This is a genomic window from Gordonia abscondita (assembly GCF_032711245.1).
Taxonomy (GTDB): Bacteria; Actinomycetota; Actinomycetes; order Mycobacteriales; family Mycobacteriaceae; genus Gordonia.
This window is the reverse complement of the sequence record NZ_CP128986.1, coordinates 1,811,548-1,823,859: the sequence shown is the minus strand read 5'-3', so window position 1 is coordinate 1,823,859 and position 12,312 is coordinate 1,811,548. Positions and strand designations below refer to the sequence as shown.

10 protein-coding genes are annotated in these 12,312 nt (G+C 64.7%); 6 read left to right on the top strand and 4 right to left on the bottom strand.

Annotated elements, in window-relative coordinates; translation table 11 throughout:
* Positions 1-7 precede the first annotated feature (7 nt).
* Positions 8-940: an LLM class F420-dependent oxidoreductase gene (locus MP11Mi_RS08575; protein WP_420041859.1), complete on the top strand. Its 933-nt coding sequence runs from the start codon at positions 8-10 to the stop codon at positions 938-940.
* Positions 941-943: 3 nt separating this feature from the next.
* Here MP11Mi_RS08575 and MP11Mi_RS08570 read toward each other — a convergent pair whose 3' ends face one another.
* Complete coding sequence (locus MP11Mi_RS08570) at positions 944-2,218, bottom strand: DNA polymerase III subunit delta' (protein ID WP_420041858.1); 1,275 nt, start codon at positions 2,216-2,218, stop codon at positions 944-946.
* An 84-nt stretch (positions 2,219-2,302) separates the two neighbouring features.
* Between MP11Mi_RS08570 and MP11Mi_RS08565 the strand changes: the two genes are divergently transcribed.
* Entirely contained in the window at positions 2,303-3,874 is a 1,572-nt protein-coding gene (locus MP11Mi_RS08565) for an adenylate/guanylate cyclase domain-containing protein (protein ID WP_420041857.1), read from the top strand.
* A 42-nt stretch (positions 3,875-3,916) separates the two neighbouring features.
* Here the strand turns inward: MP11Mi_RS08565 and topA are convergent, their stop codons facing one another.
* Positions 3,917-6,985 (bottom strand): type I DNA topoisomerase, encoded by a 3,069-nt coding sequence (gene topA, locus MP11Mi_RS08560; protein ID WP_420041856.1) that lies wholly within the window; start codon positions 6,983-6,985, stop codon positions 3,917-3,919.
* Positions 6,986-7,117: 132 nt separating this feature from the next.
* Entirely contained in the window at positions 7,118-7,441 is a 324-nt protein-coding gene (locus tag MP11Mi_RS08555; protein ID WP_420041855.1) for a helix-turn-helix transcriptional regulator, read from the bottom strand.
* A 408-nt stretch (positions 7,442-7,849) separates the two neighbouring features.
* Between MP11Mi_RS08555 and MP11Mi_RS08550 the strand changes: the two genes are divergently transcribed.
* The 4 genes from MP11Mi_RS08550 to MP11Mi_RS08535 all read left to right on the top strand — a co-directional run bounded on the left by MP11Mi_RS08550 (position 7,850) and on the right by MP11Mi_RS08535 (position 11,677).
* Complete coding sequence (locus tag MP11Mi_RS08550) at positions 7,850-8,941, top strand: LppP/LprE family lipoprotein (protein ID WP_420041854.1); 1,092 nt, start codon at positions 7,850-7,852, stop codon at positions 8,939-8,941.
* A 43-nt stretch (positions 8,942-8,984) separates the two neighbouring features.
* The gene (locus MP11Mi_RS08545; RefSeq protein WP_420041853.1) at positions 8,985-9,365 is read left to right on the top strand and encodes a hypothetical protein; all 381 of its coding nucleotides are present in this window, start codon (positions 8,985-8,987) and stop codon (positions 9,363-9,365) included.
* Positions 9,366-9,503: 138 nt separating this feature from the next.
* Positions 9,504-10,433: a hypothetical protein gene (locus MP11Mi_RS08540; RefSeq protein WP_420041852.1), complete on the top strand. Its 930-nt coding sequence runs from the start codon at positions 9,504-9,506 to the stop codon at positions 10,431-10,433.
* Between the two features lie 59 nt (positions 10,434-10,492).
* Positions 10,493-11,677 carry a hypothetical protein gene (locus tag MP11Mi_RS08535; protein WP_420041851.1) on the top strand — a complete coding sequence of 395 codons (1,185 nt, stop codon included), beginning with the start codon at positions 10,493-10,495 and terminating at the stop codon, positions 11,675-11,677.
* Here the strand turns inward: MP11Mi_RS08535 and MP11Mi_RS08530 are convergent.
* Complete coding sequence (locus MP11Mi_RS08530; protein ID WP_420041850.1) at positions 11,674-12,252, bottom strand: hypothetical protein; 579 nt, start codon at positions 12,250-12,252, stop codon at positions 11,674-11,676. The genes MP11Mi_RS08535 and MP11Mi_RS08530 overlap by 4 nt on opposite strands.
* Positions 12,253-12,312: the final 60 nt, after the last annotated feature.

The following is a 12,312-nucleotide window of genomic DNA, read 5'->3' as shown; positions in this document are numbered from 1 at the left end:
ACTTGTCATGGACCTTCGAATCTTCACCGAACCCCAGCAAGGCGCGACGTACGACGACCTGCTCGCCGTCGCCCGTGCCACCGAAGAACTCGGCTACGACGCCTTCTTCCGGTCCGACCACTATCTGGCGATGGGCGACGGCGACGGCCTCCCCGGCCCCACTGACGCGTGGCTGACGCTGGCCGGGCTCGCCGTGCAGACCTCGCGGATCCGCCTCGGCACTCTCGTCACGTCGGCCACTTTCCGCCACCCTGGCCCGCTCGCCATCTCGGTCGCGCAGGCCGACCAGATGTCCGGCGGCCGTATCGATCTCGGGCTCGGCGCGGGCTGGTTCGACGCCGAGCATTCGGCGTACGGCATTCCGTTCCCGAGTCTCGGTGAACGCTTCGACCGTCTAGAAGACACCCTCGAGATCGTTACCGGTCTGTGGACCACGCCGGCAGGCGAGACGTTCGACTACACCGGCCGACACCTGTCCGTCGCGAACTCGCCCGCGCTCCCCAAACCGACACAGGCACCTCGCCCGCCGATCATTATCGGCGGCCTCGGTCCGCGCCGGACTCCGGCGTTGGCCGCCCGATTCGCCGACGAGTTCAACGTCCCGTTCGCGCCACGCGATACCGTCGCCGCCATGTACGACCGCGTCCGAACTGCCTGTACGAGCGTCGGCCGCGACAGCGATGAGCTCGTCTACTCGGCTTCCCTCGTGCTGTGCTGTGGCGAAACCGATACCGACGTCGCCCGACGCGCAGACGCGATCGGCCGGGAGCCTTCCGAACTCCGTGAGAACGGCGCAGCAGGCACCGTCGACGAGGTCGTCGCGAAGATCGAGATGTACCGCGAGATCGGCGTCACTCGCCTCTACCTGCAGATGCTCGACCTGCACGACCTGGACCACCTCGCGCTGGTCGCCGACAAGGTGGCTCCGCAGCTCGGCTGACCGCTACCCCCGGCTCGCAAGCTGATCGCCGAGGCGGACGACCATCGCACTGACCGCGAACTTCGGCTTCACATTCTTCTCGAGGGCGTCCCGGCATTCGAGGACCGCTTCGATACAGGCTAAGAGCTTCGTCGGCGACGCGTAACCGGCCATGCCTGCGATGACGTCGTGTTCTTTGTCGGGATGCATGAGTGTCACCTGCGCGCCCAACGACCGCGACAGCGCGTCGCGGAACAAGGCGGCGAGATCTACGAGGGCACGGTCGAGGACGTCGCGCGTCAAACGAGTCTTCCGCGACTTCTGCCGCTTCTCGAGTTCTTTGACGACGCCCGCAGTTCCTCGGGGCGGACGGGCGGTTCCTTTCCCGGTTCCACCCGCACCTAGCGCGGTCATCAGCTCGTCGGTCTCCGCGGCGTCGGCTTCGGCACTGATCGCTTCCGCAGTCTCGATCGCCGTCTTGACGAGTCGATCGGCGGCCGCGAACGCCGTCGAGTCGCGTGTCGCCGCACGTGCGAGGCTCAACGCCTGCTCCCGCTGGGCGCGGGACATCGGGTCGGTGGCAAGACGTTTGGCCCGTCCGACGTGTCCGCCCGACACCGACGCCGCCCAGTGCGCGGACTCGGAGTCGATGCCGTCGCGTTCGATCAACACTTTCGCGATCTGGTCGCTCGCGGGTGCGGTGAGCGCGGCGTGCCTGCACCGCGAGCGCAGCGTGATCGCTATGTCCTCGGGCGCCACCGACGGAGCGCACAGCAGGAAGATGGTCCGTTCCGGTGGTTCCTCGACGGCTTTCAGCAGTGCGTTAGCACCGTGCTCGGTGAGCCGGTCAGCGTCTTCGACGACGACGATCTGCCAGCGGCCGGTCGTGGGGCGTCGCGCGGCCAACGACACGATGTCGCGGATCTGCTTGACCGCGATCGACAACCCGTCGGGTTGGATGTGCCGAACGTCGCCGTGCGTCCCGCCCATCGTCGTCGTGCAGGCACGGCATTCACCACAGCCGACCTGGTCGGGGTCCAGACATTGCAGAGCGGCCGCGAACGCCGTCGCCGCGACAGAACGGCCACTCCCGGGCGGGCCGGTGAACAGCCAGGCATGTGTCATCGATTCGCGGACGCCGACCGGGAGGTCATCGACCGGGTCGTCGGCGAACATCGACACCGCGCCGTCGGCGGCCTCGTCCAAGCGTGCCGCGACCGCCCGCGCCGACGTCGCTGCGGCCCGCAGCTCGGCTGCCAGCACGTCCTGTCCGATCATGCGGTCGAAGACATTAGTCACACATGTCAGCCTAAGCCCCAGTTCAGACGACCGGCCAATCGCAAGACGTTTAACAATTGCAAGCAGGCGGCTACCGTGGACTTCGTGGTTGCACGACGCTTCGGGTTCGCCAGGCCCGCGCATACCTTGCGCTGGTTGGCTCATACGCCGTGGCCAATCCTTGCCCTCGACCTGCTCCGCGCGAACCTCATCGGCGCACTGTTCACCTTCGCCTTCCTGCGATGGGGCATGCCGCCCGCGGACGCTTTCTCCATCGGTGACGCCAACGGCTCCAACCAGATCGCGTTCGCCGTGTACCTGGTGATCGCCGTCCTCGTCGGCATGTACGTCGTGACTCGTTTGAGTCTGCCCGTGTTGATCTGGCACCGGCGGCGATCTCGACTCGACGACGCGGCTGCCCGCCGACGCGCACTCCGCCTGCCCACACTGTTGACCATCACCAACCTCGCGTTGTGGGCGGTCGGCGGCACCCTCCTGGCACTGATCAATTGGAGCAACACGTCCGGGAAGGACGCGACCTTGGTGGCGCTCGCCAGTCTCGTGGGTGGCCTAGTGACCGGTGTGCTCTCTTTCATGCAGTCCGAGCGCGTTCTTCGTCCGATCACGGTCGCGGCGATGGCGAACGACCCGGACAGTGTGCACGCTCCCGGCATCACCACCCGGATCAGTTCGTTCTGGGCGGTCACCGTCGCCGTCCCGATGCTCGTGATCATCTTGCTGATCACCTTGCAGCGACTGGCGTTCATCGACACCAATGCCGAAGGCCTACAACGCCCGATCCTGTGGATGGCGTCGGCGTCGCTCGTCTTCGGGCTTCTCGCGATCACCCGTCTCGTCGGCTCGATCACCGATCCGATCAAACAGTTGCGGATCGCGCTCGCCCAGGTCCGTGCGGGCAATCTGAATGTGGCTGTCAAGGTGTACGACGGCAACGACCTCGGGTCGCTGCAGGCCGGGTTCAACGACATGGTGTCGGACGTTCGGGAACGTCAGGAGCTGCGCAACCTGTTCGGCCGCTACGTCGGCGAGGACGTCGCCCGCCGCGCGATCGAGACCGGTACCGAGTTGGGCGGCGAGGAACGCTATATCGGCGTCTTGTTCGTCGACATCGTCGGTTCGACGCGTCTGGCGGTCAACCGGCCGCCGCGCGAGGTGGTCGAACTACTCAACGAGTTCTTCCAGGTCGTCGTTGAGGTCGTCGGCCGCCACGGCGGTTTCGTCAACAAGTTCCAGGGCGACGCCGCGCTCGCGATCTTCGGCGCGCCGCTCGATCAGGACGATTTCGCGGGCGCCGCGCTAGCGGCCGCACGGGATCTGCGGGTGGAACTCGACCGCCGTCTCGGCGACGTCGACATGGGTATCGGCGTCTCCGCGGGCAAGGCGGTCGCCGGCCATATCGGCGCCGAGCAGCGTCTGGAGTACACGGTGATCGGCGACCCGGTGAACGAGGCTGCGCGTCTCACTGAACTCGCAAAGGACGAGCCGACCCGTGTCCTCGGGTCGGCCCGCGCAGCGTTCCTCGCCAGCGACGCCGAAGCCGCCCACTGGACGATCGGCGAAGGCGTCGAACTCCGCGGCCGCGGCATCGAGACGTTGCTCGCCCGCCCCGACATCGAAGTCAGCTCGCCGACCTCGTCAGACTGGACATTGTCCTGAGTCGAGCGACAGGTTCGACACCCTGCCGGACTCACCCCGGCATCACTTTTCGGGTTCGGCCTTCTTAACCGCGGCCTTCTTAGCCGCAGTCTTCTTCGCGGTCGTCTTCTTGGCAGTCGTCTTCTTGGCGGCTGCGGTGGTCTTCTTGGCCGCAGTCGTCTTCTTGGCTGCGGTCTTCTTCGCGGTCGTCTTCTTCGCAGTCGTCTTCTTGGCGGCCTTCTTCGCCGGTCCTCGTGCTCGGCGGTCGGCGAGCAGTTCCATCGCGCGCTCGGGCGTGATGGAGGCGACCTCGTCGCCCTTACGCAGACTCGCGTTCGTCTCGCCGTCTGTCACGTATGGACCGAAGCGACCATCCTTGATGACCATCGCGCCGCCGCTGACGTCATCGTTCTTGCCTAGTTCGCGCAGAGGCGGTGCGGCAGCAGCACGCCCGCGCCGCTTGGGCTCGGCATAGATCTTCAACGCCTCGTCGAGCGTGACGTCGAAGAGCTGGTCTTCGGACGTCAACGACCGCGAGTCCGTCCCCTTCTTCAAGTAGGGGCCGTACCGGCCGTTCTGCGCTGTGATCTCCTCGTTCGACTCCGGGTCGACGCCGACCACACGCGGCAACGACAGGAGTTTCAACGCGTCGTCGAGCGTGACAGTCGAAATCTCCATCGACTTGAACAGCGAGCCGGTCCGCGGCTTGGGGCCAGCCTTCTTCGCGGCCTTCTTCGCTGGCTTTTTGGCGACCTTCTTCGCCGTCGACGTCACCGTCGTGACGCCACCGGACGGTAGCTCATCGAGTGCTACGACAGCGTCGCCCGTCGGGACCACGCCACCGTCGCGCGGTGTCGGTCCCGCCGGGATGGTCGGAACGGGCGCGCCAGCCGATCCGTCGTCGCTCTCCGGTTCGTCTTCGGGAAGGATCTCGGTGACGTACGGACCGAAGCGACCTTCCTTGGCGACGATGCGGTGCCCGGTCACCGGGTCAACACCGAGTTCACGCCCCTCCTGCGGCGTCTCGAACAGCTTCTCGGCTACGTCGAGAGTCAACTCGTCCGGCGTCATGTCTGACGGCAGGTTGGCGCGTTTGAGGTCCGGTTCGGCATCCGGTCCCGCGACATTACGCTCCAGGTACGGCCCGTACCGGCCGACTCTGACGAACACGGTGCGACCTTCGGAGTCCTCGAACAGTTTGATCGAGTTCACTTCACGGGCGTCAATACCCTCCAAGTTGACGCCGACGAGCTTCTTCAAACCGCCCTTGCGTGCGATGGCGCCCGCCGCGTCGTCGCCGCCGGGCGACTCGGTCTCGTCGCCGAAATAGAACTCGGTGAGCCAACGAGTCCGGTCCTGGTCGCCGGACGCGATCTGGTCGAGGTCGTCTTCGAGCGACGCGGTGAAGTCGTAGTCGACGAGACTGTTGAAGTAGCCCTCCAGCAGTCCGACGACGGCGAACGCGATCCATGACGGGACGAGCGCATTGCCCTTCTTGATCACGTAGCCGCGATCCTGGATGGTGCCGATGATCGACGCGTACGTCGATGGGCGACCGATGCCGAGCTCTTCGAGGACCTTGACCAGCGAGGCCTCCGTGTAACGGGCGGGCGGGTTGGTCGAGTGTCCGTCGGCGACGAGCGTCGACGCCGTCAGGGACTGGCCTTCGGTCAGGTTCGGGAGACGACTTTCCGCATCGTCAGACTTGTCGGAAGTCTGCTCGTCGACGCTCTCCACATACGCTGACAGGAAGCCCGGGAACGTGATGGTGCGGCCCGACGACGCGAACGTGACCGCTTCGCCGCCAGGCGTTGTCCCAGTGTCCGCGCGGCCACCGATCCGCAAACTCATGGTGGTACCGCGGGCATCGGCCATCTGTGAGGCGACCGTGCGCTGCCAGATCAGTTCGTACAGTCGGAACTCGTCGGTGTCCAGCGCGGACGCCACCTGGCCGGGTGTACGGAACGTCTCACCTGCGGGGCGGATCGCCTCGTGCGCCTCCTGCGCGTTCTTCACCTTGCGCGTGTACTGGCGCGGCGAGGAGTGCACGAACTTGTCGCCGTACAGGTCGCGGGCTTGTGCGCGGGCGGCGTCGATCGCCGACTCCGACAGAGTCGTCGAGTCGGTACGCATGTAGGTGATGTAGCCGTTCTCGTACAGCCGCTGCGCGATGCGCATCGTGCGGTCGGACGTGAAGCGCAGTTTGCGGCCTGCCTCCTGCTGGAGCGTCGACGTCATGAACGGCGCGTACGGACGACGTGTGTACGGCTTCTCTTCGACGGACGTCACCGTCAGGGCGGAGCCTTCGAGTCCGGCGGCGAGCGCGGTCGCACGGGCGCCGTCGAGCACGGTGACGCCGGTCGCCTTCTTGATCTTGCCGTCCGGACCGAAATCGCGTCCGGTGGCGACCCGGTCGTCGCCGATGTTGACCAGGCGCGAGGAGAAGGTCCGCGGTTTCGCGTCCGCTCCGGCGTCCATCGTCGCGGCGATATCCCAGTAGTCGGCCGACACGAATGCCATGCGTTCGCGTTCACGTTCGACGATGACACGGGTCGCGACCGACTGCACGCGTCCCGCCGACAGCTTCGGCATCACCTTCTTCCACAGGACCGGCGACACCTCGTACCCGTACAGACGGTCGAGGATGCGCCGGGTCTCCTGCGCGTCGACGAGGTCGATGTCGAGGTCGCGCGGGTTTTCTGCGGCGGCGATGATCGCGGGCTTGGTGATCTCGTGGAACACCATGCGCTTCACCGGGATCTTTGGCTTCAACGTCTCGAGGAGGTGCCAGGCAATGGCCTCCCCCTCGCGGTCGCCGTCTGTCGCGAGATAGAGCTCGTCGACGTCGCGCATCAACGCGCGGAGTTCGGAGACGGTCGACTTCTTGTCAGCCGAGACCACGTAGAGCGGCTCGAACCCGTCGTCGACATTCACACCGAGGCGCGCCCACGGCTGCCCCTTATATTTCGCGGGCACGTCGGCGGCGCCCCGAGGCAGGTCCCGGATGTGCCCGCGTGACGACTCTACGACGTAGTTCGCGCCGAGGTACCCCGCGATCTTGCGCGCTTTGGTCGGAGACTCGACGATGACGAGTCGCCGGATGGCGGGGTCAGCACTGTCAGTGGCGGCCACTTAAGAGCCCTTCGGTCTATGTTTCGCTGTTCGATGCCGTTGTACCTTATATACGGTGTTGTCTGCACTCCACCCCACCTAACGGACCTTTCCCCCAGTTTAGTTCCCGGGGCGGGGAAGGCCGCGGATCGGTCAGCGTCTCTGATCTGTTTCGATCGCGGCTTCGATCGCGTCGCGGGTGAGTGATTCGACAGAGACGTCCCGGGGCGACGGCGCAATCCGCTCGAGGTCAGCAAGCACATCCTGCACTGTCCGACCGAGCGGCTTCAGGTACTCCTGGAGCTCCAAGAGGTCGAGGCGCCGCTCACGGGACTCGACTTTCGACACCAGCGATTGGACAACACCGAGCTGTTCGGCCAGTTGGTCCTGAGTCAGACCGGTGAGCACTCGGTACGACTTGAGGATCCGACGCAGCGCTTCAGTGCGTTGCACGTAGTCGGCTCCCCGTAAGGCCATTCATCGATCATCCCCCCGTCGCACATGACAACCCAATATAGGTTATGGCATTCTATGTTAGGTTCGTAGAAAAGTCCGGTTCAGGCGATTAGGGCCGGGCGGGAGAATTTTCGGAGGGGTCATGAAAACCTTATTCAAGCGAGAGGTCGCCGCGGGTCCTCGTCGGTCGAACGATCACAGACCCGGTTACTGCGTCGGTCGGCGCGGCGGATGGATTGCGCTGGTCCCGCGATGACGATATCTCGCGCTGGCACCTCACTCGCCTGCATCGCTGTCATCGGAACGCTACTCACGTCGTGCGGAAACGAGTCCTCAGATGGTGGGAACGCTGGCGAGGCATCTGCGCCCACGTCGATGCCGACGACCACGAGTGCAGAACCCGCACCGGACCCGTGCCCGCCGGAAGCGATGGGTGCATGCACTCCACTCGCTGTCGTCGACATCGACGGGTCTGGCAAACCGGCATCGGTGAGCTTTCATCCGTCGGGTGAGAAGTTCGTCTCGGTGACTACCGAAAGCGGGCAGCTTGTGAGTCCAGAAGTTGCTCCGAGCAGCATCAAGTTGACACACCCCTTCGACGCTTCTGAGATCGAGAAGGGCATCCAGTACTACGAGCTCGACGGCCAACCCGGAGCAGAGATCGTCGTTCCGATCGGAATGAACGGCTCCAACTCAATCTTCCAGGTCTTCACGCTCCGCGACGGCGACATCAAAGCGGTCAGCGCGCCGGGCGACACGTTTCAACTGAACCTCGGATCGTCCTTCTGGGTGTTTCCCGGGGAACGCATCTTGGCCCGCGCAATATGTGGTGACGATGGCCTGAGCCTCGGAAGCACTGAGATGCCGTCCCCGAAACAAGGACGTGTCGTCGATTTCGAGTCCAAACCCGGCAGCGGAGCGGGAGAGGCATCCGAGTGGGTCGTCACCGGTCGCCGAACCGTGGATCCGTCCGAGATTACGGACATGTCCGTCGGCCAGACACACTTCAAATGCAGGGACGTCCGAATCAAGTCGCTCGATTCAGCCGCGCCGTCATCGACGGCGCCATCGACGACAGCTACATCCTGCGATTCGGACAAGGATATGTCGTCGACCGTGCGCGAGGCCATCGCGACTCTGCCCACTAAGAACGGCTGGACCTGGCAGACCACGGCTGACACGTCTCACCTCAACCCGTGCAACGAACTCAGTTTCGCGACCACGACCGTGGAGATGGCTACGAACTCCAGTCCCGTCGCGATTCTGCTGTTCAACGAGGGCCGGTTCGTCGGCCCCGCATCGACGTGCTTCCCGCCGGTCGCGGGCGTCGTTGACGGCGCTTCCGTGGGACAAACCGGCAACGACGAGGTTGAAGTCACCTACCGCTACCCGGAGGACGGCGATTCGAACGCCGATATGACTGGCCGCGCGACACTCACCTTCACCTGGGACGGCGACAAGGTCGCCAAGTCCGGCGATGTCCCCGCACGACTCACTCAACTCGCGGGCTGCACTCCGTAGTCCGATACCACTCTGTAGTCCGACAACACAAAAGGAATCGAACATGAAGAACACTGTGAAGCGTGCCGTCGCGGCTCTGACCATCGGAGCTGCCGCAGCAACCGGGGTCACCGTCACGGCTGGAGACGCCGACGCCAGGTCGTACGGCATCGCCAACGGCTCCTACATATTCAAGGTCAAGAACAACGTCTTTTTCGATCACTCGACCACATACAGCCGCGTGTCGGTACGTGGGAACACAATGTCGGTCAAGGTACCGGGCCGCCCCAACACCAGAGTTCGAATCCACCCGACGCGAGGCGGCGGCTACTTCGATTTCGGCGGCGCACGCTCAACGCTCATCAAGGCTAAGCGCGGGCGCTACGCCGGGAACCTCTACGGCGCAGGACTCGTCGTCGGGCGCAACTATCTGATTCCCCGCTGACAGCAGCCGCTCGCGCATCGGTTCCGCTGACAGCAGCCGCTCGCGCGAGCTGAGGTCAGTCGGAATCGCCTTGAACCTGCGAGTGATCGACTGCCGATTGCTCACATTCGCCGACCAACTCCAACGACAGGAAGACTGATGGCCGGTTACAGCCCGTACCAACGCATGATGCTGAGCGATTCAGCCAAATCTCTCGCGGCCCATCGGCGCACAGCGCAGCACTCGTCGGCGATCGAACAGCATCTCTCCTACTCGCGCCTGGAATCGCACCTGGCGAATTCCGCGATCCTGGATATGAATAGCGAGATTCTGGAGAAGCAGAATGAAATCGCTGCTGCGACCCGCGCGAATAACGCTTTGCTCGCACAGCAGCTCGGCGTTCAGGTGGAGCAGCTCAAACTCCAGAAACAAGAAGCCGAACGGCGCGCTGAGGAAGAAGCGAAGCGAGACCGGCAAGCGTTCGCGATCTGGCGTCAGACTCCGGACGGACAGTCGTTCACTGCCTGGTACGGACGAGCTGTGGCTGTGGCCGAGGAGATCGAAGCCAACGACAAGCACTGGCGAGGTGCCGTCGAAGCGATCAAGTCCGAATGGAAGTCGACGCGTCGCGAGCAGGTCGAATTCGCCGTCTTCAATCCCGATGAACGCAACGCGGCGATCGCTAAACGCTTGTTCACCGGGGCTGGCGTATGTGTATCGCTCTGGATCATCTTCTTGCTCGCCGGCGTGATCGGATTGGTGAACTTGATCTTCATCCTCGGGGCCCTAGGCTTCGCCGGCGCCGGTGTCTGGAGATTCTTCTCGAGTGACAAACCGCAACGGACCGCAACACTCGTGTCACTCCGCGCGCAGGGCACCGACGAGCTCGGCTTCGATCCCATGTCGGAGGAGGTTCCCCCGTGGTCGACGACCGACTGCGTCGCCTACGCCCGCCAGATTCGGTTGTACTGCCAGGACGCCTATCGCACGCATCCGTCTGCGAGCAGTCTTCCCGAGATCAGCCAATACCGGTTCGTCGACCCGGCGTCGATCAAGAGCCCGGCACTTAAACAGCTCCTGCCCCACTGATCTCCACGCACCGGAACCAGCACTGCGCTGCTCCGGCACCATCGAGGAAGGAGTCCGCAGTGGACTCGTACCGCAACTCCGTACTCAAAGCCGTCTGTACCGAAACGCTTCGCAGCGTGGAGCCTCAGTATCTGGACGATAGCCCGACTCCTCATAACGAGCCCGAGCGAGGCGACCTCGTCGCCTATGCGACTCGTGTCTCGCGCGGCGCCGCCACCATCTCGGTTGCCATATGCGTGCCGGTGCTGCTGCTGATCTGGTGGTTGCTGTCCGATCTGCAAGTCTTCCACTACGGTATCGTCGGGATCTTCCTACGCTTTCTCGTGACCACCGTGTGGTTGGCCGTCTTCCTGGTCGGCGCTTACCTTCTCCTCGTGATCGCGGTCGGGTACGCCGCGTGGGCGCGTCGCCTTCAGTCGGCGCAAACGGCCGCCGGTGTTCAGGATGATCAGGGAACGACCCTCTTCCGTGCCCCGCCACAGAGCCCCGCCCGACCGCAGTCCCGCGCTGCAGCCCCTAAACCGCGCCCTACGCACTCGTCGTCTGCGGCGAACGCCGCGCCGGTCCCGATCGCTTCTCCGCTGCTCAGTTCGTTCTCCGACCGACCATTGGACAACACGTCCGGTCAATCCTGGGCCCCGGCACGGGAAGCCACTGCTGACGCTGCCCCCGTACCGCCCCACTCGGCTCCGGCAGCGGCCAACGAGCCATCCAGGGCTACCACCAGTCGATACATGGCTCCCGACTCGGACTTCGACTTCGATGCGTGGCTCGACACCCCGGGCGGGCAGTCGTTCGTACGCTTCAACGCCATGATCACCACCCAATGTCACTTGGTCGCAGCGATGGACTCGGCGTGGGATACGGCGGTCGCCGACCTAGGCTTCGAGTGGTTGGCCGCACAGGGCGAAAGACTCGACTCCTTGACCGCGGCTATCGCGGCTGCGACCACTACTGCGGAACGAGATGCCGCCGACGCCCGAGTCGTCGAGCTTCGTCTAAGGGCTGTCCACGAGCTCGGATTCGATCCGGTAGACGCGAATAACCCGCCTCAGTGGAAGCCTTCATGGGTGGACTCTTACCTCGCCGGGGCGAACCGCTATCTTGCGCACTGCAGGTCAGATGGCCCCCTCGCGGCCGGCACCATGCCCGATTTGAAGGTCGTAGAGCCCGTCGACGTCGACACGATCAGCCACCCGGCCCTCAAAGCACTGATCGCGAAGTCGTTCGCGAGAACCTTCTAATAGGCTTCCGGCCACACGCCATCGGGCGCGTCGTCCGGAGCGCTGCCCACAGTCTCAGCGAGCCGCGTCAGCCGCTTGCGGCCGGACACCCGCAGTGCCGGCTGGCTGCCCCGCACCCCGATGAGGGTCGGCGCGATGCCGACTCTCATCAGCGCGGTTGCCAGCGGCGCGTGCGTCTCCGGCGCACTCGGGTCGAGGCCCAGCACGTAATGGGGGCCATCAAACCGACCTGAGGCAAGCACCCAGAGACGTAGCGCACGCGCGCTCGGCGTCCAACCGTCGGGGACGGCTTTCACCGCGCCGGACGACCAGCGACGGTGCAGCGCGGTGATCCGCGGATTGGCTTCGGTCCGAGCGATCGGCGATCCTTCGTCGGAGATCAGTGTCTGCGCGTCGAGCCCGGTCGCCATGATGTCCGCGGCGATCTCGTCAGCGCGCCATTGCGCGCCTAGGACGATCGATACACGGGCCCCCAGGCTGGTATGGACTGATTGCCCTTGTCCGGCGAGAAGACCTGCGAGATCGTCGATCACTGGGTCTTCCGTGTCCGCGGAGAACAACGACATCTGGCTCACGTGTCGATCCTACTGCGCCACAACGCAACACTCCCGACACCGCCGAAGCGGTGCCGGGAG

What these genes read in the sequence shown, in the direction of transcription:
- MP11Mi_RS08555 (WP_420041855.1), bottom strand. Translation starts at nt 7,441, where the DNA reads ATGGCCTTACGGGGAGCCGACTACGTGCAACGCACTGAAGCGCTGCGT.
- MP11Mi_RS08545 (WP_420041853.1), top strand. Translation starts at nt 8,985, where the DNA reads ATGAAGAACACTGTGAAGCGTGCCGTCGCGGCTCTGACCATCGGAGCT.
- MP11Mi_RS08540 (WP_420041852.1), top strand. Translation starts at nt 9,504, where the DNA reads ATGGCCGGTTACAGCCCGTACCAACGCATGATGCTGAGCGATTCAGCC.
- MP11Mi_RS08575 (WP_420041859.1), top strand. Translation starts at nt 8, where the DNA reads ATGGACCTTCGAATCTTCACCGAACCCCAGCAAGGCGCGACGTACGAC.
- MP11Mi_RS08550 (WP_420041854.1), top strand. Translation starts at nt 7,850, where the DNA reads ATGGGTGCATGCACTCCACTCGCTGTCGTCGACATCGACGGGTCTGGC.